Origin of the sequence: Mesorhizobium atlanticum, assembly GCF_003289965.1 — a bacterium.
In the GTDB taxonomy this organism is placed as follows: domain Bacteria; phylum Pseudomonadota; class Alphaproteobacteria; order Rhizobiales; family Rhizobiaceae; genus Mesorhizobium; species Mesorhizobium atlanticum.
Window position 1 is genome coordinate 1 of record NZ_QMBQ01000005.1, and the last position, 23918, is coordinate 23918.

22 protein-coding genes are annotated in these 23918 nt (G+C 65.5%); 5 read left to right on the forward strand and 17 right to left on the reverse strand.

Translation table 11 applies throughout. From position 1 onward, the window contains the following. Positions 1 to 171: 171 nt before the first annotated feature. Positions 172 to 1668 (reverse strand): CoA-acylating methylmalonate-semialdehyde dehydrogenase, encoded by a 1497-nt coding sequence (locus DPM35_RS17355; RefSeq protein ID WP_112128531.1) that lies wholly within the window; start codon positions 1666 to 1668, stop codon positions 172 to 174. A gap of 159 nt (positions 1669 to 1827) precedes the next feature. Between DPM35_RS17355 and DPM35_RS17360 the strand changes: the two genes are divergently transcribed. Then, complete coding sequence (locus DPM35_RS17360) at positions 1828 to 2709, forward strand: LysR family transcriptional regulator (protein ID WP_112128532.1); 882 nt, start codon at positions 1828 to 1830, stop codon at positions 2707 to 2709. Here the strand turns inward: DPM35_RS17360 and DPM35_RS17365 are convergent. Next, positions 2706 to 3278 (reverse strand): hypothetical protein, encoded by a 573-nt coding sequence (locus tag DPM35_RS17365; RefSeq protein ID WP_112128533.1) that lies wholly within the window; start codon positions 3276 to 3278, stop codon positions 2706 to 2708. The genes DPM35_RS17360 and DPM35_RS17365 overlap by 4 nt on opposite strands. A gap of 220 nt (positions 3279 to 3498) precedes the next feature. Between DPM35_RS17365 and DPM35_RS17370 the strand changes: the two genes are divergently transcribed. Both DPM35_RS17370 and DPM35_RS17375 read left to right on the forward strand, forming a co-directional pair. Next, complete coding sequence (locus tag DPM35_RS17370; RefSeq protein WP_112128534.1) at positions 3499 to 3939, forward strand: phospholipase A2 family protein; 441 nt, start codon at positions 3499 to 3501, stop codon at positions 3937 to 3939. Beyond that, positions 3936 to 6098 (forward strand): phospholipase D-like domain-containing protein, encoded by a 2163-nt coding sequence (locus DPM35_RS17375; RefSeq protein ID WP_112128535.1) that lies wholly within the window; start codon positions 3936 to 3938, stop codon positions 6096 to 6098. Before DPM35_RS17370 ends, DPM35_RS17375 begins: the two co-directional genes overlap by 4 nt. 74 nt (positions 6099 to 6172) lie before the next feature. Here the strand turns inward: DPM35_RS17375 and DPM35_RS17380 are convergent, their stop codons facing one another. The 10 genes from DPM35_RS17380 to rsfS form a co-directional block, all read right to left on the reverse strand. Continuing rightward, positions 6173 to 7519 carry a D-amino acid dehydrogenase gene (locus tag DPM35_RS17380; protein ID WP_342633673.1) on the reverse strand — a complete coding sequence of 449 codons (1347 nt, stop codon included), beginning with the start codon at positions 7517 to 7519 and terminating at the stop codon, positions 6173 to 6175. Beyond that, a complete protein-coding gene (locus DPM35_RS17385) occupies positions 7458 to 7994 on the reverse strand; it encodes a GreA/GreB family elongation factor (protein WP_112128537.1) in 537 nt (178 codons plus the stop codon). The genes DPM35_RS17380 and DPM35_RS17385 overlap by 62 nt, the downstream gene beginning before the upstream one ends. After that, a complete protein-coding gene (gene rnk, locus DPM35_RS17390; protein WP_112129064.1) occupies positions 7991 to 8404 on the reverse strand; it encodes a nucleoside diphosphate kinase regulator in 414 nt (137 codons plus the stop codon). The genes DPM35_RS17385 and rnk overlap by 4 nt, the downstream gene beginning before the upstream one ends. Before the next feature lie 271 nt (positions 8405 to 8675). Continuing rightward, complete coding sequence (gene alr / locus DPM35_RS17395; RefSeq protein ID WP_112128538.1) at positions 8676 to 9827, reverse strand: alanine racemase; 1152 nt, start codon at positions 9825 to 9827, stop codon at positions 8676 to 8678. Positions 9828 to 9902: 75 nt separating this feature from the next. Next, entirely contained in the window at positions 9903 to 10421 is a 519-nt protein-coding gene (locus DPM35_RS17400) for an RNA pyrophosphohydrolase (protein WP_112128539.1), read from the reverse strand. A 153-nt stretch (positions 10422 to 10574) separates the two neighbouring features. Continuing rightward, the gene (locus tag DPM35_RS17405) at positions 10575 to 11765 is read right to left on the reverse strand and encodes a divergent polysaccharide deacetylase family protein (RefSeq protein ID WP_112128540.1); all 1191 of its coding nucleotides are present in this window, start codon (positions 11763 to 11765) and stop codon (positions 10575 to 10577) included. 203 nt (positions 11766 to 11968) lie between these two features. Then, a complete protein-coding gene (locus tag DPM35_RS17410) occupies positions 11969 to 13300 on the reverse strand; it encodes a S41 family peptidase (protein WP_181592054.1) in 1332 nt (443 codons plus the stop codon). Between the two features lies 1 nt (position 13301). After that, the gene (locus DPM35_RS17415; RefSeq protein WP_112128541.1) at positions 13302 to 14636 is read right to left on the reverse strand and encodes a murein hydrolase activator EnvC family protein; all 1335 of its coding nucleotides are present in this window, start codon (positions 14634 to 14636) and stop codon (positions 13302 to 13304) included. Positions 14637 to 14780: 144 nt separating this feature from the next. Then, positions 14781 to 15263 carry a 23S rRNA (pseudouridine(1915)-N(3))-methyltransferase RlmH gene (gene rlmH, locus DPM35_RS17420; protein ID WP_112128542.1) on the reverse strand — a complete coding sequence of 161 codons (483 nt, stop codon included), beginning with the start codon at positions 15261 to 15263 and terminating at the stop codon, positions 14781 to 14783. A 62-nt stretch (positions 15264 to 15325) separates the two neighbouring features. Continuing rightward, complete coding sequence (gene rsfS / locus DPM35_RS17425) at positions 15326 to 15703, reverse strand: ribosome silencing factor (protein WP_112128543.1); 378 nt, start codon at positions 15701 to 15703, stop codon at positions 15326 to 15328. A 242-nt stretch (positions 15704 to 15945) separates the two neighbouring features. On the opposite strand from rsfS, the gene DPM35_RS17430 reads away from it, so the two are divergent. Next, entirely contained in the window at positions 15946 to 16797 is an 852-nt protein-coding gene (locus DPM35_RS17430; RefSeq protein WP_112128544.1) for a mechanosensitive ion channel family protein, read from the forward strand. A gap of 1 nt (position 16798) precedes the next feature. On the opposite strand, the gene DPM35_RS17435 is transcribed toward DPM35_RS17430, so the two are convergent. The 5 genes from DPM35_RS17435 to obgE form a co-directional block, all read right to left on the reverse strand. Beyond that, the gene (locus DPM35_RS17435) at positions 16799 to 18085 is read right to left on the reverse strand and encodes an MFS transporter (RefSeq protein ID WP_112128545.1); all 1287 of its coding nucleotides are present in this window, start codon (positions 18083 to 18085) and stop codon (positions 16799 to 16801) included. Between the two features lie 95 nt (positions 18086 to 18180). Then, positions 18181 to 18768, reverse strand: a complete 588-nt coding sequence (locus DPM35_RS17440) for a nicotinate-nucleotide adenylyltransferase (RefSeq protein ID WP_112128546.1) — start codon at positions 18766 to 18768, stop codon at positions 18181 to 18183. 250 nt (positions 18769 to 19018) lie between these two features. Beyond that, positions 19019 to 20305 carry a glutamate-5-semialdehyde dehydrogenase gene (locus DPM35_RS17445; protein ID WP_112129066.1) on the reverse strand — a complete coding sequence of 429 codons (1287 nt, stop codon included), beginning with the start codon at positions 20303 to 20305 and terminating at the stop codon, positions 19019 to 19021. Between the two features lie 30 nt (positions 20306 to 20335). Continuing rightward, positions 20336 to 21475, reverse strand: a complete 1140-nt coding sequence (gene proB / locus DPM35_RS17450) for a glutamate 5-kinase (RefSeq protein WP_112128547.1) — start codon at positions 21473 to 21475, stop codon at positions 20336 to 20338. Positions 21476 to 21477: 2 nt separating this feature from the next. Beyond that, a complete protein-coding gene (obgE, locus tag DPM35_RS17455) occupies positions 21478 to 22509 on the reverse strand; it encodes a GTPase ObgE (protein WP_112128548.1) in 1032 nt (343 codons plus the stop codon). Between the two features lie 389 nt (positions 22510 to 22898). On the opposite strand from obgE, the gene DPM35_RS17460 reads away from it, so the two are divergent. After that, positions 22899 to 23762: an endonuclease/exonuclease/phosphatase family protein gene (locus tag DPM35_RS17460; protein WP_112128549.1), complete on the forward strand. Its 864-nt coding sequence runs from the start codon at positions 22899 to 22901 to the stop codon at positions 23760 to 23762. Positions 23763 to 23918 lie beyond the last annotated feature (156 nt).

A 23918-nucleotide genomic window follows, 5' to 3' on the forward strand; every position in this document is an offset into this window, starting at 1 on the left:
CCTTGATGCCCGCCCGCGCGCCCGCAGTCACGAAGTGGCGAGGACGCGCAAACAAGAAAACCGGCCGGCTAGTTCATCGTCGGGATGACGAACTCGGCGCCGTCCTTGATGCCCGCCCGCGCGCCCGCAGTCACGAAGTGGCGAGGACGCGCAAACAAGAAAACCGGCCGGCTAGTTCATCGTCGGGATGACGAACTCGGCGCCGTCCTTGATGCCGGACGGCCAGCGCGAGGTGACCGTCTTGGTCTTGGTGTAGAAGCGGAACGCGTCCGGGCCGTGCTGGTTGAGGTCGCCGAAGGACGACGCCTTCCAGCCGCCGAACGTGTAATAGGCGATCGGAACCGGGATCGGCACGTTGATGCCGACCATGCCGACCTGAACGCGCGAGGCGAAATCACGGGCGGCGTCGCCGTCGCGGGTAAAGATGGCGACGCCATTGCCCATCTCGTGATCGTTGGCGAGCTTGATGGCATCCTCGTAGCGCGGCGCGCGCACCACCGAGAGCACCGGCCCGAAGATTTCTTCCTTGTAGATGCGCATGTCGGCGGTGACGTTGTCGAACAGGCAGCCGCCCATATAGTAGCCGTTCTCATAGCCCTGCATCTTGAAGCCGCGGCCGTCGACGACGAGCTTGGCGCCTTCCTTGACGCCGATATCGACATAGCCCTTCACGCGCTCCAGCGCCTGCGCCGTCACCAGCGGGCCGAAATCGGCGGAAGAATCCGTCGACGGACCGACCTTCAGGCTTTCCACGCGTGGCACCAGCTTTTCCATCAGCCGGTTGGCGGTGTCGTTGCCGACCGGGACGGCCACCGAGATCGCCATGCAGCGCTCGCCGGCCGAGCCGTAGCCGGCGCCGATCAGTGCGTCGACCGTCTGGTCCATGTCGGCGTCGGGCATGATGATCATGTGGTTCTTGGCGCCGCCGAAGCACTGCACGCGCTTGCCCGATGCCGTGCCGCGCGAATAGATGTAGTGGGCGATCGGCGTCGAGCCGACGAAGCCGATGGCCTTGATGTCCGGATCGTCGAGGATGGCGTCGACCACTTCCTTGTCGCCGTTGACGACGTTGAGGATACCGGCCGGAAGGCCGGCCTCGATGAAGAGCTCGGCGATGCGGATCGGCACGCCCGGATCGCGCTCCGACGGCTTCAGGATGAAGGCGTTGCCGCAGGCAATCGCCGGGGCGATCTTCCACAGCGGGATCATGGCGGGGAAGTTGAACGGGGTGATGCCGGCGACGACGCCGAGCGGCTGGCGCATCGAATAGACGTCGATGCCGGGGCCTGCGCCGTCGGTGAACTCGCCCTTCATCATATGCGGCGCGCCGATGCAGACCTCGACCACTTCGAGGCCGCGCTGGATGTCGCCGCGCGCATCGGCGATGGTCTTGCCGTGCTCGCGCGCCAGGATGTCGGCCAACTCGTCATAGTCGCGCTGGACCAGCTCGAGGAACTTCATCAAAACGCGCACGCGGCGCTGCGGGTTGGTGGCGGCCCATTTCGGCTGCGCCGCCTTGGCGTTCTCGACCGCGGCGCGCAGTTCCGCCTGCGAGGCGAGCCCCACCGTGCCGCGCACGGAGCCGTCCATCGGCTGCATCACGTCCTGCTTGCGGCCGCTGGTGCCGGCGACACGCTTGCCGCCGATGAAATGACCGTATTCGATCATGGTTTCTCTCCCTTGTTTGGTGATGGCGCATTGTCCGCCTTTGCAGCGGCGATAGCAACGCGAGCCAAAACGCAACCGTTGTGCAAAAAATAGACAGCGGCGGCGGAGTGTGCATTAATTGTCGCAAATGACAGGGCGCGCCTGTCGTCGGGGATCTTTATGAACTGGGATGACGTTCGCATCTTCCTCGCCGTGGCGCGCGCCGGCCAGATCCTCGGCGCGGCCAAGCGCCTGGAGCTCAACCACGCCACCGTCTCGCGCCGCATCGCTGCACTGGAAGAGGCGCTGCGCACAAAGCTCTTCCGGCGGCTCACCACCGGCAGCGAGCTGACGCCGGCCGGCGAGCGGTTCCTCGACATAGCCGAGCGCATGGAAGGCGACATGATCGCCGCGCGTTCGACCATTGCCGGCGAAGGCGACGACGTGTCCGGCACTGTGCGCATCGGCGCGCCCGACGGCTTCGGCGTCGCTTTCCTGGCAAAACGGCTGGGCGAACTGACCGCCTTGCACCGCGAGCTCACTATTCAGCTGGTGCCGGTGCCGCGCTCCTTCTCGCTGTCGCGCCGCGAGGCCGATATCGCCATTACCGTCGAGCGGCCGACCGAAGGGCGGCTGGTGGCGGGCAAGCTGGTCGACTACACGCTCGGCCTCTTCGCCTCACGCGCCTATGCCGAGGCCAACGGCCTGCCGAAAGCACCAAGCGAGCTCGGCCGGCACACGCTGATCGGCTATGTGCCAGACCTCATCGTCAGCCCGTCGCTCGACTATGCGGCCGAGTTCAGCCCCGAATGGCGCACCAGCTTCGCCATCTCCTCGGCGCTCGGCCAAGCCGAAGCGGTGCGCTCCGGCGCCGGCATCGGCATCTTGCACACTTTCGTCGCTCGCTCGATGCCGGAGCTGGTGCCCGTCGACATCGTCGCGCCGATCCGCCGCGCCTACTGGCTGGTCTATCATGAATCGGTACGGCCGCTGCGCCGCGTCCAGCTCGTCGCCAATTTCATCACCAAGGCGGTGGAACGCGAGCGCGGTCTTTTTGTCTAATCCGCGTCGAGCACGAACGAGCTCACGATCTTGTCGGCCTGATCCGCAAACGGCGCCCATTTGCGCGCCGCCTCGTCGGCGCTGTCGCCGGTGACACCGCAATCGATGAAGCCGTAATGCGAGCTGCGCAGCGTCAGCGCGATGCGGGAATGGCCGTAGAAGCTGACATTCTCATCGGTATAGTGGAAATCCATGTCGGCGATCCGCACCGGATAGCCGTCCGGGAAATGCGCCAACCTGTCCTGGCTGAAGCTGGCCGATCGATAAGCGACGCCGACCGTGGTCTGCCAGTTGCTCATCTGCCAGTCTTTCTCCATGAACGCCCTGACATCAGGCGGATTGTCGGGAGCAGTCGGGTCGTAGGCATTTTGCGACACCCTGCAGGTCAGGCCTTTTTCGCCGGATTTGATCTTGAGCCGGATGGTATTGTCAAAGGCGGTTTCGCTCGCCCATTCCTCGGGATAGGTCAGCGAAAAGCCATGCTCCCTATCGTGAACAGTCTTGTCCGCGGCAAGTGCAGCCGAGGCGCAGGTCAGATGCGCGGCCGCCGCCAAAAGAAAAAGACGCATTCCAAAGTCCCCTCGCTGCCGCCGATCTTATCACAGGCAGTTGGTTGTTGCCGCCTTGCCTCCGCCACAAATTCCGCCACTGTGGCACCTGCGCGCCTGGCCATGTCATGACCGGACGCCAGAGCAATTTTAGGAATTGCGTCAGAACAAAGAGATAGAGCGGTCCGCCGTGAAACGGTGAAACGCTCTGGGGGACAATCTTCGGAACGCCGGCGGGGAAATGCGAGCCGTTCTTGCCATTCTGCCGCTGCTTTTTCTGTCGGACTGCGCCAATCCCTGGGCGAAGGTTCCGGAGGCGGAGCTGCCGAAGCCGGTCCGCAATGCCATGTCGCGGCCCTCGCCTTTCGTTATCGGCAACTATTGCGGCCCGGGCACGCGCACCGGCGATCTGTCGGCAAAGCCGGTCGACCGCCTCGATGCCGCCTGCCGGGTCCATGATGCCTGCTACATTGCAAGGCACGATCATTGCGACTGCGACGGCGCGCTCGTCGCTTCAGCGCGGAAAATTCGAGACGACAGGACGGCGCCGCGCAAGATGCGCAACGAGGCCGAACTTCTGATCGCCACCTTCGCATTTCCCGTCTGCCGGATCTTTCCGCAAGGCTTCCTGCCGCCGCGCGACCCCGCCCAGCTCAAAGCCATGAACGGGGCAGCCGGATGAGCGTCAAGCCTGCCGTCGCCAAGGCATTGCTTGGACTGGCGCTGACGGTGCTGGCCGGCTGCGCCGGCATGCCCGGACATTCGGCCTGCGCCTTCTTTCCGGGCGACGACGCCTGCGGGCGCCTGCCCGTCTCGGCGGACAGCAGCGGCGCCGGGATCGCCACGGCGCACTACTTCGCCAGCGACGGCAACAGCGCCTACGAGAGAGAATTCCAGGCGCTGCTCGCCCAAAGCCGCCTCGATGCGCTCGACCGCGCCAACGGCACCGGCCGGTTCGGCCGCGACTGGCGCGATGTCCAGAACAGCGCCTTCCATGCGACCTATCCGGCGCTGCAACGGCTGGCCGCACCGCTCGACGACACGGAACTTGCGCCGACACCAGGCAAGCCGGGCGAAGGCCATTTCGCGGGGCGCTGGCGCATGTCGCGGCAGACCCTCTATCTCGATGCCGCCGCGCGGCCCTCGGCACCCAAGACCTTCAGCTTCTCCGGCCTGCAGGCGCGCTCGGTCGAGATCGTGCTGCGCCAGGCAGGCCAGCAGACTGTCGACATTGGCGGCATCTGCAACGGCCCGCTCGCGATCCGCGCATCGGGCCGATCCGCCACCGTCGCCGCGGCCTCGCCATTCCATTTGAGCCTGCCGGTCGCCGAGACCTCGGTCAGCCTGTTTCCGGACCAGGCGCTGACCCGCTGCGATCTGCGCGTCGGCTCTGCCCTGGCGCCGGCCGGCGCGCCGTTGACCTTGCTGCGCGAGGAGACCGCCGATCCCTGGATTACGGCGCTGGACAGCCGCTACGATCGCTGCCCGGTGCCCGACCCAGCGGGGATGGAGGAGCTCGACCGCGTTTTTTATGCCAGCCGCTGGCTGTCGCAGACCTGCGCGCTGCCGCTGGGGTCGCCGACCCTGCTGCGCAAGTCGCGCGACGGCTTCAACGCCAAGGTCGAGGCCCTGCTCGGCAAGAGGCTGCCCGACAGCGCCTTCGACAAAGCCGATCCCGAGCTGCCGCTCGATTTCTCAAGCGCGCCGAAGCTTAGGCTGATCTATCTGTCGTCGCTGGAATTCAAGGCGGACTTCTCCGGCCGTGTCATGGAGCGGCTGATCCGCCATCACGCAGCACTTGGCACCAAGGTGCGCATCCTGGTGACCGACGTGCTGGAGCGCGAGAAGGACGACGCCATGCTGCACCGGCTGGCCTCCGAATTCCCCAATGTCGAACTGCAGGAATATCGCTGGCAGGCCGATCACGGCGCGCCGTTCGACGAGCAGATATCGCAGCTGCACAAGACTCACCACATCAAGATGCTGGCGACACTGGCCGAAGAGCCTGGACGCGCGCGCGTCATCATCGGCGGCCGCAACATCCATGACGGCTTTCTGTTCCATCGGCCAGTCGACCTGACCAGCTATCCGGACCTTCAGCAATACGGCAGGACCGAGGGCTTCTCGCTGAACTACTATTCGAACTGGAGCGACTTCGACATCGAGATCGCCGACCAGGCGACCGTCGAGACGCTGGCCGCGCATCTGTCGACCATCTGGCTGCGCGACGCCGACACCAATTTGTCGCGGCCGTTTTCCATTCCGGTTCGTTCCATAGCTGCCCCGCGCGGCGTGACGCGGCATTTCATTTCCGTGCCCTACGAGGACGGGCACGCGCTGGAAGCCTATTTCGTCGAGCTGATCGACACAGCCGAGCAGCGCATCGAGATCGTCAATCCCTATCTCAACCTGACGCCCGCCATCGCCCGCGCCTTCGACCGGGCGCTGGCCAGGGGCGTGAAGATCGACGTGGTCGGCCGCATTGACCTCAAGGGCGATATCGGCGGCCGCTTCCTCACCGCGCTCAACAAGCTGTTCGTCGAGAGATATGGCGACCGCATCAACATCCGCGAGTTCAAGGCGCCGGACGTCGTGCTGCATTCCAAGATCATGATGATCGACGAGAGGCTGGTCGCCATCTCATCGGTCAACCTCAACAACCGCAGCTTCTTCCATGACTCGGAAAACGGCATGGTCGTGCTGGATCCGGCGTTCTACCGCCGCATGAAGCCGGTCTATGACGATTACCTTGCCCATTCGCGCCCGGTCGCCACCAATGTCACGATCGGCTGGGCCTACCGCCTGCTGTTCAGTGACAGCTGGGTCCGGCAGGCGTTTTGAACGCCACCGCTCGACATGAATTAAGGTGTCTCGAGATACGGGTCAGGCCGGCATTGCTTGAATTTCGGCGCACCTTAGATGGGTTTCAGATACCGCTCCGGACTGAGGTCGCGCGCGTTGATCTCCGGGACCCGGTTGGACATGATGTCGGCCAGCACCTTGGCCGAGCCGCAGGCCATGGTCCAGCCGAGCGTGCCATGGCCGGTGTTGAGGTAGAGATTGGCAACCTCGCTTTGCCCGATCAGGGGCGGTCCGTCCGGCGTCATGGGCCGCAGGCCGCACCAGAAGCTCGCCGCCTTGAGGTCGCCGCCGCCGGGGAAAAGATCGCCGACCGAATGTTCGAGAGTGCGGCGGCGCGATTCATGCAGGCGAAGATCATAGCCCGAAATCTCCGCCGTGCCGCCGACGCGGATGCGGTTGCCGAGCCTGGTGATCGCCACCTTGTAGGTCTCGTCCATGACGGTCGACATCGGCGCGGCCCCGGCGTTGCTGATCGGCACGGTGATCGAATAGCCTTTCACCGGATAGACCGGGATCGGCCGTCCCAGCTCGCGCATGAATTGCGCCGAATAGCTGCCCATCGCCATGACGAAGGCGTCCGCGGATTTCCATCCGCTATCGGTTAGGATATTGGTGAGGCGGTTGCGGTTCCTCACGATGCGCCGGACGGTCGAGCCGTATTCGAAGGTGACGCCGCGCGCCACGCAGAGTTCAGCGAGCTTGTCGGTGAACATCTTGCAGTCGCCGGTCTCGTCGCCGGGCAGCCTGAGGCCGCCGACGAATTTCTCGCGCACCGCCGCGAGCGCCGGCTCGGCCGCGATACAGCCGTCCCGATCGAGGATCTCATAGGGCACGCCGTATTTCTTCAACACCTCGACGTCGCCGCCGGTGCCGTCGAGCTGCTTCTGCTTGCGGAAGAGCTGCAGCGTGCCGTTGGTCCGTTCGTCGTAAGTGATGCCGGTTGATTCGCGCAGCGCCTTCAGCGTGTCGCGGCTGTATTCGGCAAGCGGCACCATGCGCGATTTGTTGAGCGCGTAGCGCTCGGCCGTGCAGTTGCGCAGCATCTTGAGGAGCCAGGTCCACATATTCGGGTCGAAAGCCGGCCGCACCACCAGCGGGCCGTATTTCATCAACAGCCATTTGACGGCTTTGATCGGAACGCCTGGCCCGGCCCAGGGCGAGGCATAACCCGGCGACACTTCGCCGGCATTGGCGAAGCTGGTTTCGAGCGCAGGCCCCGGCTGGCGATCGTAAACGGTCACTTCATGACCGGCTTCGGTGAGGAAATAAGCGGTGGTGACCCCAATCACGCCGCCGCCCAGCACGATGACTTTCATTCTATGCTCCCTCAAAGGCCGATCATGCCGCGGAAGGGCCCGGATCGTCCCCTTCTGTCTGCCGGATTTTGGCGCGCCCGCCAAGGGGCCAGTCAGCGGCGGGCGCGCTGTGGACCAGCTTGAGGACGTGGCGAGGCCGTTCGGCGGCCGGGTCCCGCGCCGCTCGCCGCGCGGCTTCCGGCTGATAGGCCACATCCTCGAGAAGAACCTCCTCGGCAGGGCCGTCGAGCCGCCCGGCCAGAGCCAATTGCCCCACGGTCATGCCAAGCAGACAGAGGCCGTGCCACGTGGCGACCGTCAGGCCGGAGCCGACCGGAGCGGATGCTTCGGCCTGCACCAGTGTCCGCGTCTGCGACGAACGGCCGCCGACGCGGAAAATCACCCGGCTGTTGAGCGTGGCAAGGTCGGGCTCGACCGCGCCCGCCGCAATGACGCGGCTTTCGGCGAGCTTGCGTTCGAGCATCGGCGCGATCGGATCGGCAAACGCGCGACGGCGCATCAGCATCGCCTCGATCACCGCGAAGTCCTTTGCCGTCAGGCGGTAGACGGTCCTGGTCATGGCGCTCTCCGAAATGGCTCGACGGCGTCGATCGTCGACGAGAGGACCCGGCTGTCGCGGCTGCGCCAGGAAACCGTGCGGCCGGCGCGCGCGCCGATCAGCGCCGTTCCAAGCGGCGTCAGCACCGATATGCGTTTTTCGGCGATGTCGGCCTCCGCCGGATAGACCAGCGTCACCCTCTGAATGCTTCCCTCCGGGTCCTGAAGCGTCACCGTCGAGCCCATCCTCACCACGTCGGCGGGCATTGCCGCCTCGGTGGCGATCCTGGCGCGATCCATCTCGGCAAGCAGGTCCTCGGCCATATCGGGCGCACGATCGAGAAAGGCCCTGGCGAGACTGCTCAGCCGGTCGTGATCCGCCGCGCTGACAAGGATGGTGTTTCGCGAACGCGATTGCGTTGCTGCAGGCATGGCATACCTCATATGCTGGCGCATCGGTTTCCGAATGCGCGCAAGCCGCCACGTCGAAGGCGGCGAACAAAGCCTGGCGGCAAAGGCCCCGGCTCGATGAAAATGTCTGGAATTCAAACGCCCCGGTTCACGCGGCCGCCGGCATTGGCGGCCACGCCGGGGCTACGCTCCCGCGATGGGGCAAACCCTGAAGCAGATTCTGGTACAAGCGAGGTTGCTCATGCCTCGAACCTCGCCGAGAAGCACCGGCTTGTCAAGCAAGGCGCCTGCCTCAACCACCAATGTAGCGGCGGTGAAAGCGCGCGCCCAGGCTGGTCAATATCTCGTAGCCGATGGTGCCGGCGTGGCCGGCCGCGTCGTCGACGCTTTGCGAGGGACCGATGAGCTCGACGAGGTCGCCTTCGCCGAGCCGGTCTGCCGGAAGCGCCGAAATGTCGAGGATGATCGAGTCCATCGACACGCGCCCGACGAAGGGCAAACGCACGCCCTCGAACCAGGCGGCCGAAGCGGCGCGCCGGTGCCAGCCGTCGGCGTAGCCCAGCGAGATGGTCGCGAGATCGAGCGGCCCGTCCGCCTGGTGGGTGTGGCCATAGCCGATGCCTGCGCCGGCGCCGATCCGCCGCGTCTGCGCCACCTTGGCTTGCAGCCTTATGACCGGCAGCATTGGGTTGGGTGCGTTGGGCGTCGGGTTGACGCCATAAAGCGCGGCTCCGGGACGGGCGAGATCGTGGTGGTAGGCCGACCCGAGAAAGATGCCGGACGAGTTGGCCAACGAGGCGGGTGCCCCGGGCAGCATCTTGCGCAGCCGGTCGAATTCGCGCCGCTGCTTGTCGTTCGCCGCCTGTCGGGGCTCGTCGGCGCGGGCGAGATGGCTCATCACGAAACGGATGTCGATGCGGTCGAAGGCGCCGGCCTCGCGCGCGACCGCCTCAACCTCCGTCGGCGCCATGCCGAGCCGGGCCATGCCGCTGTCGACCTGAATGGCGGCGGGCAGGCTCCGGCCCGCGCCCCGCGCGGCCTGGCGCCAGGCCTTCAACTGCACAACGCTGTTGATGACCGGGCAAAGTCCGGCAGCCAGGGCTTCCGGCTCCGAACCCGGCGGCAGGCCGTTCAGCACGAAGATGTCAGGTCCGGGCCCGATCGCCTTGCGCAGCGCGATGCCCTCGCCGAGCAGCGCGACGAAGAAGATGTCGCAGCCCTCTTTCGCCAGCGCCGCCGCCACTTGGGCGGCGCCAAGTCCATAGCCGTCGGCCTTGAGCACGCCGGCGCAGCGAACGCCGCCCAGCCGCGCCTTCAGCCGGCGATAGTTTTCCCGGATGGCGCCAAGATCGATGGTCAGGATCGCGCCGGCCGCAGCCTCGCTGACGGTCGAATTGCCGTCCTCATCATTTGCCGGAAACTCGCGTCCGGTGTCGTCGTTCATGGCGACCCCCGCTCATTGTATCGGCAATCAATACGGCCATGCGGCCGCCGCGACAACCGCGACGGATGGCGACTGTCAGGAAGCCAGGTGTTGGAAGGCCGCGACCACCTGCTCATAGACCTTGCGCTTGAACGGCACGATCAGCTCGGGCAGTTCCCGCATCGGCCGCCAGGCCCATTCGTCGAATTCGGCCGTGTGGCCGCCCGGCGGCGGATTGATCGCGATCTCGCTTTCATCCCCATCGAAGCGATAGGCGAACCATTTCTGCGTCTGGCCGCGATAACGGCCCTTGAAGGCGACGCCGACCAGATGCGGCGGCAGGTCGTAATTGATCCAGCGCGGCGCCTCGGCAAGCAGCGACACGCTGCGCATACCGGTTTCCTCGTAGAGCTCGCGGCCTGCGGCCTCGATCGGCTCTTCGCCCTTGTCGATGCCGCCTTGCGGCATCTGCCAGAGCTGCGTCGTGCCAGCGAACTCGCTGTCCGGCTCGGCGATACGGTGCCCAACCCAGACCAGGCCTGCCTTGTTGAGGATCATCAGCCCGACGCAGGGACGGTAAGGCAGCGTTTCGGGATCGATCTTTTTCTTGGACATTGGGTTTTCCAGCCGTTTTGAGAATTCGCTCCGGCGAGGCAGGTGGCGAGTGGTTTCGAGAACCGGAGCGGAGCGTACTTTAAAGTACGTGAGCACCGGAAGCGCAGAAAACGCCGCCAGATGCCCGCCGGAGTAGAATTATCAAGACGGCTGCTAGCCTTTTTGCGGATCAATGGCCACCGCCGAGATCGGCACGATCTCGATGCCGCGCTTCTTCGCTTCGGCAATCCAGGACGTCACCGTGTCGACGGTGATGTCGAAAGCCGAACCGATGCCGACCGCTGAGCCCTTGGCCCGCGCCGTGGCTTCCAGGCTGTCCAGCTTCTTGAGGATTTCACCGCGGTCCTGCACGGCATCGATCGCCATGTCGCCGGCGACGAACGGCACGCCGTCCTTCAACGCCAGATCAGGCGCGACGCTGCGCGAGGACGAGCCGTCATCGATATAGGCAAGGCCGCGCTTGCCGAGCTCGGCCATGAAAGGCTCCATCGCCGAGGCGTCGGCCGAGAAGCGCGCGCCCATATAGTTCATGACCCCGGTATAGTTCGTGGTCCTGGACAGCGCCCAGTGCAGGCTCTTCAGGTTCTCGTCCGGGCTGGCCGAGACCGTCAGCGTGTTGCGGCCGGGATTAATGTTGGGATAGTCGAAAGGCTCGAGCGGCACCTGCATGACGATCTCATGCCCGCTCTGCCTGGCCGCCTGCATCCAGCGGCCGATGCTGTTGCCTTGCGGCGCGAAGGCCAGCGTCACTTCAGCCGGCAGCTTGGCGATCGCGGCCTGCGTGCCGGTCTGCGAGACGGCGAGCCCGCCGATGACGATCGCCACGCGCGCGCCGCGCGTGCCCGACCACGGCCGCGCATAGGCGTCGAAGGGCCGCCTGCCGTCGGCCGAGCGCATCGGCAGCGGGCCGGTCGCGCTGGCCTCGATCAGCGACCTGTCCGGGATATGCGCGACCTTGAGGTTCTGGCCGAGCGTCGATGGATCGCGGATGACAATCGCCGCTTTCGGCGGGCCATCGCCTTCCTCGGTCTGGACATGGATGATCTGCGGCCCGCCGCTCTTCATCGGCGTGCTGGCCTGTGGCGTCGCGGCCGCAACCGGGGCAGGAGCCGGCGCCGGTGCGGGTGTGGCGGGAGCAGCGACCACCTTCGGCGTCGAAACCGCCACCTCTTGCGGTTTACGGAACGGCTTCTCCCGCAGCGCGATCGCGCCGGAAACGCCGATCACACCGAGTACGGCGGCCACCGCAGCAAGCGTGCCGCCGCTGAAGCCGCGCGAGGTTTTGCGCTGAGGCCGAAGCGTCTGTCCGAGCGGGCGTTCGATGTCCTTGCCGATGTCAGCCAAGTTATGTTCCCCGGAAGCACGCCACCTGGGTGAATGTCACATTCTCGTGACATCTCGCGTGAACTTCACAATCGCTGGCGCGATACCCCAGACGCGTGGCGCCTACCGCGGGTCCCCGAATCAAACTGCCGGGATCTCGCGGTCCCGGCAGCATTGCATTGCTTCGCTCAGCCGGCCAGAGCCTTGCCCTGGCCGCGACGGCCTTACTGGTTCAGCACGGCCTTGTCCGGGTTCGGCGGGAAAGCCGGGTCGGTCTTCTCGCCGCGCAGCAGCTGCTCGGCATAGATCAGCTGCAGGTCGTCCTTCGGATCCGGCGGCACATAGGCGGCCGAGCCCGAACCGGTTGCGCTCTCGTCGGCGCCCTTGATGTGGCCCTTGAGGTCGGATTCGCCACGGGTCAGGTCGCGGCCCTGCAGATCCGGCGGCAGAGGCTGGTCGACCTTGATGTCGGGCGTGATGCCCTTGCCCTGGATCGACTTGCCCGACGGCGTGTAATAGAGCGCGGTCGTCAGCCTGAGCGCGCCATTCTCGCCGAGCGGTATGATGGTCTGCACCGAGCCCTTGCCGAAGGACTGCGTGCCGACCACCGTGACGCGGCGCAGATCCTGCAGCGCGCCGGCGACGATTTCCGAGGCGCTCGCCGAACCGCCGTTGACCAGCACAATCATCGGCTTGCCGTTGATGTCGTCGACCTGCTTCGGCTTGGCGTCGAAGCGGGTGACGTCCTTCGGATCGCGACCGCGCGTCGAAACGATCTCGCCGCGCTTGAGGAAGGCGTCCGAGACGCTCACCGCCTGGTCGAGCAGGCCGCCCGGATTGAGGCGCAGATCGAGCACATAGCCCTTCAGCTTGTCGTTCGGCACCTGCTTCTTGATGTTCTCGATGGCGTTCTCGAGATCGTCATAGGTCTTCTCGGTGAAGGAGGTGATCTTCATGTAGCCGATGTCGTTCTCGACCCGGTACTTCACCGCCTTGACCTTGATGATGTCGCGCACCACCGTCAGCTCGATCGGCTTGTCGGCGCCCTGGCGCAGGATGGTGAGCTTGATCGGCGTGTTGACCGGCCCGCGCATCTTCTCGACCGCGTCGTTCAGGGTCAGGCCTCGAACCTCCTCGCCGTCGATCTTGGCGATGTAGTCGCCGGCAAGCACGCCCGCCTTGGCGGCCGGCGTGTCGTCGATCGGCGTGATCACCTTGACCAGGTCGTTTTCCATGGTGACCTCGATGCCGAGGCCGCCGAACTCGCCCTTGGTCTGCACGCGCATGTCCTGCGCCTGCTCGGCATTCATGTAGGAGGAGTGTGGGTCAAGCGAGGCCAGCATGCCGTTGATGGCGTTCTCGACCAGCGACTTGTCGTCCGGCGGCGTCACATAGTTGGCGCGCACGCGCTCGAAGATGTCGCCGAAAATCGCCAGCTGCTTGTAGGTTTCCGAACCCGCAGCGTTCGCCGCCGAGCCCGGTGCGCCGTAGACCAGGCTCATTGCCGATGCGCCCATCAGCGCGCCGGCAAACAGAAGCGACAGTTTCCGCATCATTTCACGTCCTTCCAGAGAATCGATCCGCCCACCATGGGGCCGGATCGACGGGTTTTCCATCCTTGCGGAACTCGACATAGAGTTCCGACGTCGAATTTTCATTCCGAGAGGCCGAGGTGCTTGCCACCCGGGCCTCTCCCATCGCGCCGATCGGCTCTCCCGCGAGCACCGACTGTCCCGTCGCGACGCTGATTCTGCTCATCCCCGCCAGGACGACATGATACCCATCGCCCGCATTGAGGATCAAGAGTTGACCATAGGAGCGAAACGGCCCCGCATAAAGCACGTTTCCATCCACCGGTGCGGTGACGATGGCCCCCGATTGTGTCGCAACCATGTCGCCCTGCATCGCCTGGCCATTGCCGTCGTCGGTGCCGAAACGCCGCTTGATCTTGCCGATGACCGGCAACGCGATCTGGCCTTGCAGTGCCGAAAACGGCGCCGACCCCGTGAGGCGGTTGGCCTCCGGCACCGGCAGCGCGGCGAGCTCGGTCGTCGAGGCTGTCGTGTCGCTGTCGGTCGATTTCCGCTCGCCTGCCTTGACCTGATCCTGCGCCTTGCGCGCCTTGTCGGCTTCGAGCGAGGCGATCAGGTCCTTGAGGCTGCTCGCCTTCGCCGCCAGTTCCTGCGAGTGCCGCTGCTCGGCCGCGATCGCCGTCTGGGTATCGGCCTGCAGCTTCTTCTTGGCCTCGAGCAGCATGGTGAGCCGCTTCTTTTCCGCCGTCTGGTCGGTGACGGCGGCGGTGAGCCTCGCCCGTTCGGCCTCGATCGAGGCCGTCACCCTGGTCTGCTCCTTGAGATCGGCCATCAGCCGGTCGGTCTGCTGGCGCAGCTCCGGCACCACGGCGCCAAGCAGGATGGCGCTGCGCACCGACGACAGCGCGTCTTCCGGCTTGACCAGGATCGCCGGCGGCGGATTGAGCCCCATGCGCTGCAGCGCCCCCAGCACTTCGGCCAGCACGTCGCGTCGCGCCGCAAGGGAGGCGCGCAGCTTCTGTTCCTCGGTCTTCAGCCCTTCGAGCTTGGCGCCGATGTCCTCGATGTCCTGGCCGAGCTTCTGCTCCGTCATCGCCGACTGGATGAGCGCGGCCGTGATCGAAGCATAGTCCTTGCGCACCGAGGCGATGTCGGCCGCAAGCTTGGCCAGCCGCTCCGACGACAGCGTGATTTCCTTGGAAACCTGCTCGTATTCGGCCCGGCTCTGGTCGGGATCCGGCGCCGTGTCGAGGGTATTTTCGGCCGCCCGGACCGGCCCGAACGCGACCACGGCGGCGACAAGGGTCAAGCCGCAGCGGCTGCGCCAGGTGCGCGTGATCGGGTACCAGCCTTCAGACATCAGGCCTCTAACCTATCCGCCGCTTCGTTAACGAACCATCAACCATGTTGGAAGCGCCCTACTCCAGCAGTGATGTTCAGCCTTTGAGGCGAAAATCCGAGCCGGGACAAGCAATCCCCAGCTTTTCGAGATGGCAAGCGCCATTCACGAGCGATGATAAGGATGTCCCGCCAGGATCGTCGCGATCCGGTAGAGCTGCTCGCCCAGCATCACGCGCACCAGCTGGTGCGGCCAGGTCAGTGCTCCGAAGGACAGCACCAGGTCGGCCTGCTCGCGCAAGACCTTGTCATGGCCGTCGGCGCCGCCGATGGCGACGACCAGCGCCTTGCGGCCGCTGTCGCGCAGCTGGCCGATACGGGCGGCCAGATCTTCCGAGGAAAGCGACTTGCCGCGCTCGTCGAGCAGGATGAGGACGGTGCCCGGCTGCAACTGGGCCTGCAGCCTCTGGGCTTCCTCGCGGCGGCGCTCGTCGGCGCTCTGTCCGCGGCTCTCGGGGACCTCGACGATGCCGGCGAATTCCAGCCCGACCGAAGGCCCGCTCTTGGCGAAGCGCTCGAAATAGCGGTCGGCCAGTTCTCTCTCGGGGCCGGTCTTCATCCGGCCCACGGCATGAACGGTGATCTTCATCCTCGCCCCGGCGAGCTTGTTTCAGCGCATACCGTGATGGTTCACGGCACGCGGATCAAGGCTCAGTGCAAGGTCTCTTCCTCGAGGTCCGGCGCCTGCCACATCTTTTCGAGATTGTAGAATTCGCGGACTTCGGGGCGGAAGACATGGACGATGATGTCGCCCGAATCGATCAGGACCCAGTCGGCGCTGGCCAACCCCTCGACGCGCGCATTGCCGAGACCGGCATCTTTCAGCGCCTTGAGGAGATGATCGGCGACAGCCGAGACATGGCGGTGCGATCGGCCCGAGGCGATGACCATATAGTCGCCGAGGCTCGATTTTCCCTGGATGTCGATTGAGACGATGTTTTCGGCCTTGGAGTCTTCCAGACTGGCAAGGACTGTGTCGAGGGCGAGGGTCGCGGCGGCGTTGCCGCTGATCCCGGCCGGCGAAGGCATGATATCAGCCTTCTTCCGCAGTGCTGTTCTCAGTGTGTTTCCTTTCCCAACAAGAACAACCAAATCACCATGCAAATCAGGTGACACCACTTAGATAGGCAGAGTTCCATTGCAGTTTCAAGACGAGGGCTCTTCGGCGGTGCCGCGCATTGGTCCGGATCGCTGCTTTAGGAGGGCCTAAAAAGCAGGAACTGATCCCGGACGCGTGGGTTATCGGCTGACCGACCAATGGGATCCCCACCATGCCAACCGATCCGCAAAGCGCCCTCGTCACCATCCAGGCCGGGCTCGCGCAGCTTTCTACGCTCATCGTTTCCTATTCCTTCTCCGCCATCGGCGCCGTCATCCTTCTGGTTGTCGGCTACTTCGTCGCCGGCGTTGCCGAGCGCTCGATCCGTGCCGGCCTCGGCCATATCCACGGCTTCGACGCCACCTTGCGGCATTTCTTTTCCAAGATCGTGCGCTACGCCATCCTGATCCTGGTCACCATCATGGTGCTCGGCCAGTTCGGGGTGCAGACCGCCTCCATCATCGCGGCAATAGGCGCAATCGGGCTCGCCATCGGGCTGGCGCTGCAGGGCACACTGCAGAACATCGCGGCCGGCATCATGCTGCTGGCGCTGAGGCCCTTTCGCATCGGCGAATATGTCGAGGTCGGCTCTATTTCCGGCACTATCGAGGAGATCGGCCTATTCGCCACCAAACTGCGCTCCGCCGACGGCGTCTATGTGCTGGCGCCCAATTCCACACTGTGGAACCAGCCGGTGCGCAACTTCACCCGCAACGGCGTGCGCCGCACCGACGTCACCTTGAGCATCGGCTCCTGGAACGACATCGACCGCGCGCAAAAGACGCTGCTTGCCATCGCCGGCGCCGAAAAACGCATCCGGCGCGAACCCTCGCCGATCGCCTTCGTGGCCAGCCTCGGCGACACGACGGTTTCGCTCACCTTGCGCTACTGGACTTCTGCATCCGACTATTTCTCCACCAAGATCGACACGACCAAGCGCGCCAAGCAGGCTTTCGACAGCGAAGGCATCTCGATCCCGCTGCCGCCGCCGGAGGTGGCGGCGCCGGAGGCGCGCAAGCAGTAGATCAGTGCTTGGTTGCCGTCTCGTCCGACGAGAAGGCAAGCTCCACCGGCAGAGGAGTCTGCGCGCTCATCGGCGCGAAGCTGCCGCTTGTTGCGGCTGGCGTCGGCCGGCCCGCCGTCACGCGCCACAGCACGAACAGGCAGAAGGCCGACGCGATCACGATGCCGACATAGATGAAGGTGGCGGTACCGAAAACAGCGGAAAGCGCCGTGACGATGCCGGGCACGATGAAGCCGGCCAGCGACCAGGCAAACAGCATGGAGCTCGACAGCGCCAGAAGCTCGTCCTTGGCAGCGCGGTCGGCGGCATGCGCGCTAGAGAGCGCGTAGATCGATTCCGACGCCCCGTCCCAGATCAGATAGATCACCACCAGCGCCATCAGCGCGCCGCCGTCGAAGACGATGGCAAGCACGCTGGCCACGGTCGCGAGCGCCGCGGCGCCAGCAAGCACGTAGCGCCGGTCGGTGCGGTCGGAAATCCACCCGAGCGGGATCTGCAGGATCAGCGTGCCGACCGGCATCGCCGACAACAGCAGCGCCACATCGGCCTGGCTGTAGCCCTTGGCGGTGGCGTGGATCGGCGCGAAGCCGGAAACGATCATCGACAGGCCGCCGACGGCGAGCATGCCGGCGACGCCGACCGGCGAGATGCGCCAGGCACGCCGCAGCGCCACCGAGGCCGCCTGCGGCGCCGGCGGCTGCGCAAGCCTGGTCATGCCGACCGGCAGGATGGAGAGCGCGGTGAAGGTGATGCCAATCAGCGACGCGGCGGCCGTATGGATGTCGACCAGGGCGAGCGTGGCATATCCCACGCCGAGCCCAGCAATATAGGCGACATAGAACACGGCCATCACCCGGCCGCGGATCGAATTCGGCAAGGCATCGTTCAGCCAGCTCTGCGCGACGATGAACAACCCGCAGATGGCGAAGCCGTAAAGCGCCCGTGCGGCGATCCACAGAAGCGGGATCGGGCCGGCGCCGATCGCCGCGTTGGAAAGCGCGATCAGCGCTGAGAGCACCATGAAGGCGCGGGCGTGGCCGACGCGCCGCACCAGCGGCCCGGTCAGGATGCAGCCGGCCAGCCCGCCGGCCGAAAGCCCGGTGACGATGAGCCCGGCCCAGGTTGGGTCGAACCCGTCGGCACCGAGGCGCACCGGGATATAGGCGAACATCAACCCATTGCCGATCGCGATCAGCGCCATCGACACGATGACGCTGGCAATGGCGATCAGCGGCGCCGATTGCGCGGCGCGGACGACATCGGTCGTGGTGGGGTTCTGCTTTAGCATGCTCCAGCATCGCCTATTGGCGGGCAAAAAGCCGCCGCAAAAACGACATGGCGCGCCTTCCCTTCCCCCCTTGTGGGGGAAGGTAAAATCAGCGCTTACCCCCTCGCTGCCTTGCGGATTGCGGTGGACGACAGCGACGACCGCGGCCCGTGGATGAAGGTCCAGGCCGGCGCCTGCATGCGGGCAAGCAGCAGCGCGTCGCCCTCGTCGATGCGGGCATAGTCGAAGGTCTTGGCGACCACCGACGACAGGAAGGACAGCGTCGCGCCCGGACGGTCGATGACCGCGATCGGGAAGGTCAGCACGATTTCGCGCCAGCGCTGCCAGCGGTGGAAGTCGCGCAAGGAGTCCGCGCCCATGATCCAGACAAAATCGACGCCCGGATTGCGCGCCTTGACCAGGGCCAGCGTGTCGGCGGTATAGCGCACATGCTGCGCCGCCTCGAAGGCGGTGACCTTGATCCTGGGATTCCTGGCGATCTTTTCAGACAGCTCGATGCGCTCGGCGAGCGGCGCCAGCTCCCGCGCGCTTTTCAGCGGATTGCCCGGTGTCACCATCCACCACAGCTGGTCGAGTGCCAGCCTGCGCAATGCGATCTCGGCAACCAGCGCATGGCCGGCATGCGGCGGATTGAACGACCCGCCGAACAGCCCGACGGTGAGGCCCTTGGCGGCGTGGGGCATGCGGAGATAGCGGGCGGGAACGACGGGCTGAGGGGACGAAAGCATGGTGCTAAGCCCCCCTCTCTGCCCTGCCGGGCATCTCCCCCGCAGGGGGGGAGATTGGCAGCTTGTCGGCAGGCGAAAATCCTGCGGTGTCGGCGATTGGCGAAAGCCGGAGAGACATCTGATCTCCCCCCCTGCGGGGGAGATGTCCGGCAGGACGGAGGGGGGTGTCCAAGCGCAACGCTTCAGGCTCTAACGGCAAACAGCGTCAAGGCCTCACCTGTCCCGACCCGCGCACGCGGTATTTGAACGAGGTGAGTTGCTCGACGCCGACCGGCCCGCGCGCATGCATCTTGCCGGTGGCGATGCCGATCTCGGCGCCCATGCCGAACTCGCCGCCATCGGCGAACTGCGTCGAGGCATTGTGTAGCAGGATCGCCGAGTCGATCTCGCTGAAGAAGCGTTCCACAGCCTTCGCGTCCTCGGCGATGATCGCCTCGGTATGGTGCGAGGAGAAGGTCTCGATATGCTCGATCGCGCCGGCGACGCCGTCGACCAGCTTCACCGCGATGATGGCGTCGAGATATTCCGTCACCCAGTCGGCGTCGGTCGCCGGGCTGGCGTCGGAAAAAGCCCGCAGGACCTCTTGGTCGGCATGGATCTCGCAGCCGGCGGCGCGCAGCGCTTCGAGGATCGGCACCAGATGTGTGGCGGCCACGGCGCGGTCGACCAGCAAGGTCTCGGCGGCGCCGCACACACCCGTGCGCCGCATCTTGGCGTTGACCGCGATCTTGACCGCCATGCCAAGATCAGCCGAGCGGTCGATATAAAGATGGCAGATGCCTTCCAGATGCGCGAAGACCGGTACCCGCGCCTCGGTCTGCACGCGCCCGACCAGGCTTTTGCCGCCACGCGGGATGATGACATCGAGATTGCCGCTCAAGCCCTTGAGCATCTCGCCGACGGCGGCGCGGTCGGTGGTCGGCACCAGCTGGATGGCATCCTGCGGCAGGCCGGCGACTTTCAGGCCTTCGACCATGCAGGCATGGATCGCCGCCGACGAATTGAGCGAATCCGAGCCGCCGCGCAGGATCACCGGATTGCCGGCCTTGAGGCAGAGCGCGCCGGCATCCGCCGTCACATTCGGGCGGCTCTCATAAATGACGCCGATAACGCCGAGCGGCGTGCGCACGCGCTCGATATGAAGACCATTCGGCCGGTCCCATTCGGCCATGACGTCGCCGACCGGATCCTCGAGCGCGGCGATCTCGCGAATGCCGTCGGCCATCGCCTTGATGCGCGAGGTGTCAAGCTTCAGCCGGTCCATGAAGGAACCGGACAGCCCGGCCTCCTCGCCATTCGACATGTCGATGGCATTGGCGTCGAGGATGGCCTGCTCGTTGCGCTGGATGGCGTCGGCCATGGCGACGAGCGCGGCATTCTTGGCCTTGGTGGAAGCGACGGCCAGCGGTCGGGCGGCCGCACGTGCGCGGCGGCCGATATCGGCCATCAGCACCATCGTGTCTTCGCCGGATTTTTCATGCAGCTTCAGCATGGTCATCCTCCGCCTGTCGTCGTTCAATGCCTATTCGTCGGCCAATACGTGGTCGCCGGCGACGCTTACCACAAGGTCGTCGCGATGGATCATCGCGGAACGCGCCTCGTAGCCGAGCACATTTTCGATCTCGGCCGTCTTCAGACCCGCGATCCTTACGGCATCGGCGGCATCATAGGCAACAAGGCCGCGCGCGATCTCGCGGCCTTCGGGCGACAGGATCGCCACCGTGTCGCCGCGCGAGAAATTTCCGCTCACCAGCTTCACGCCGGCCGGCAGCAGCGACTTGCCCGACTTCAGCGCGCCGATGGCGCCGGCATCGACGGTGAGCCGGCCGGCCGGCTCGAGCTGCCCGGCGATCCAGGTCTTGTAGCCCTTCACCGGATTGGCGCTCGGCTTGAAGAAGGTCGCGCGCTCGCCGCGCTCGATCGCCATCAGCGGCGAGAGCCTGGTGCCCGAGGTGATGATCATCGCCGTGCCGGCGGCATTGGCGATCTTGCCGGCGTCGAGTTTTGTCCGCATGCCGCCGCGCGACAGCTCGGACGCGGCGGCGCCCGCCATCGCCTCGATGTCGGGCGTGATGCGATCGACCACCGGAATGAACTTTGCCTCCGGGTCCTTGGCCGGCGGCGCCGTATAGAGCCCGTCAATGTCGGAGAGCAGCACCAGAAGATCAGCGCCCATCATCGTCGCCACCCGTGCCGCCAGCCGGTCATTGTCGCCGTAACGGATTTCCGAGGTCGCCACCGTGTCGTTCTCGTTGATGACCGGCACCGCCTTCATCTTGAGCAGCGTCGAGATCGTCGCGCGCGCGTTGAGGTAGCGGCGGCGTTCCTCGGTGTCGCCGAGGGTCAAAAGGATCTGGCCGGATTTCAGCCCGTTCTTGCCAAGCGCGTCCGACCAGGCGCCCGCGAGCGCGATCTGGCCAACGGCCGCCGCCGCCTGGCTCTCCTCAAGCTTCAGCGCGCGCTTGCCGAGGCCGAGAACGGTGCGGCCGAGCGCGATCGCGCCCGAAGAAACGACGAGCACTTCCGCGCCGGCATTGGCGAGCACCGCGATGTCGTCGGCAAGCGAGGTCAGCCAGTCGCGCTTCAAGCCGGTCGTCCGGTCGACGAGCAGCGCCGAGCCGATCTTCACGGTGACGCGTTTATAGGATTTGAGCGACTTCATGGTCATGGCTGCCAGCGCGTCTCGACCGGAGCGGGCACGGCGTCGCGGGCCTCGGCCACCACCGCCATCAGGGCCCGCAGCACCGCCTCGATGCCTTCGCCGGTGACGGCCGACAGAAGCAGCGGCGCGCGGCCGGCGGCGCGCTTCAGCGAGGCCGCCTTCTTCTTGCGGGCATCAGCGTCGAGGATGTCGACCTGGCTCAGCGCGACGATCTCTGCTTTCTCCGCCAGACCATGGCCATAGGCTTCGAGCTCGGCGCGCACCGTCTTGTAGGCCTTGCCGGGGTTCTCCTCCTGCGCCGAGACGAGATGCAGCAACACCCGCGTGCGCTCGACATGGCCAAGGAACCGGTCGCCGATGCCGACGCCCTCATGCGCGCCCTCGATCAGGCCGGGAATATCCGCCAGCACAAATTCGCGACCGTCGATGCGGGCGACGCCAAGGCCCGGATAGAGCGTCGTGAACGGATAATCGGCGATCTTCGGCTTGGCGGCGGTGACGGCGGCAAGGAAGGTCGACTTGCCGGCATTGGGCTGGCCGACGAGGCCGGCATCCGCGATCAGCTTCAATCTCAGCCAGATGCTCAGCTCCTCGCCAGGCTGTCCGGGATTGGCGCGCCGCGGCGCCTGGTTGGTCGAGGTCTTGAAATGCTGGTTGCCGAAGCCGCCATTGCCGCCCTTGGCCAGCAGGAAGCGCTGGCCGACCACGGTCAGGTCACAGATCAGCGTCTCATTGTCCTCGGCGAAGATCTGCGTGCCGGCCGGCACTTTCAGCGTAATGTCGGCACCCTTGGCGCCGGTCATGTTGCGGCCCATGCCGTGCATGCCGGTCTTGGCCTTGAAATGCTGCTGGTAGCGATAATCGATCAGGGTGTTCAGCCCATCGACCGCTTCCGCCCAGACATCGCCACCGCGGCCGCCGTCGCCGCCATCCGGGCCGCCGAACTCGATGAATTTCTCACGCCGGAACGACACCGATCCGGCGCCGCCGTCGCCGGAGCGGATATAAACCTTGGCCTGGTCGAGGAATTTCATCGTTTCGAGTTTCTGCTGGTGGCCTAGAACGATTGCTCTAAGGCATGTTGAGATTCAGGTCAGGCCGAGCCGAAAATGGCGGGTTCCGAGAACCGGAGCGGAGCGTACTTCAGTACGTGAGCACCGGAAGCGCGGGAAACCGGCATTTGCAGGCCGGCATCACCTGAATCCCGACATGCCTTAAACCAAGGCGGGCCTCAGGGCAATTCCAGGAAAAGAGCGGTTTTCCGTCCGGAATTGCGTAAAAACAAAGGGATAGAGCGGTTCGCCGTTTCCTTGAAACGGTGAAACGCTCCAGGGCGAGGCCGATTTGCGACTAAAGCGCCGGATGCCCTTTGGCCGGGGACGCGGTAGCACTGTTGCGGGGACGTGACTGGAGGGGCGCGGAAATGAAGATCGTCACCTACAACATCCAGTACGGCATCGGCCTCGACGGCAAATACGATGTCGGCCGCATCGCCGATGCGGTGCGCGGCGCCGATGTCATCGCGCTGCAGGAAGTGACCCGCAACAACCCACGCAATGGCGGCCGCGACATGGTGGCCGAGATCGGCGAGGCGCTGCCCGATTATTTCGCCGCCTATGGCAGCAATTTTGAGGTCAATATCGGCTCGCGGCTGGAGAACGGCCGCGCCGTCTCGACCTCTTTCCAGCTCGGCAACATGGTGCTGTCGAAGACGCCCATTCATTTGTCGCGCAATCTCCTTTTGCCGCGCAGCCGCAGCCTCGAGACCATGAACTTCCAGCGCGGCGCGCTGGAAGCGCTGATCGAGACGCCGCTCGGCTTCATCCGCTTCTATTCCACCCATCTCGACCATCGCAGCCCGGTCGAGCGCCAGGGCCAGATCCGGTTCCTGCGCCAGCGCCTGCTCAACTACGCGCTGGAAGGCGGCGGCCTGTCGGGCATTCCCGAGATCGGCCTGCCGGACCTGCCCTACCCGGAAGCCTTCATCGTCATGGGCGACTTCAACATGCTGCCGGGTTCGCCTGAATATGTCGAGCTTGCCGGCCGCCCGGATCATGAGTTCGGCATGCCGCTGACTGCCGATCTCGCCGTCGACGTCGCCCAGCGTCTGGCCGTCGCCGACCTCATCACCTGGGTCGATCCCGACCGCCCCGCCGACAAAAGCCGCTACAAATGCATCGACTACATCTTCACCAGCGCCTCGCTCGCCAGATCGCTGCAGCGCCTGTGGTCCGACCGGCAGGCGGTCGGATCGGATCATCTGCCGCTGTGGGCGGAGTTGGGCTGAGCACCGGACACCGCCTCATCCGGCCGCTTCGCGGCCACCTTCTCCCCGAGGGGCGAAGGGCTTGGCGCCGGCGCTTACCCTGCACCTCTCCCCTCGGGGAGAGGTCGGATTGCCCCGAATGCCCTTCGCAATTCGGCTGGCAATCCGGGTGAGAGC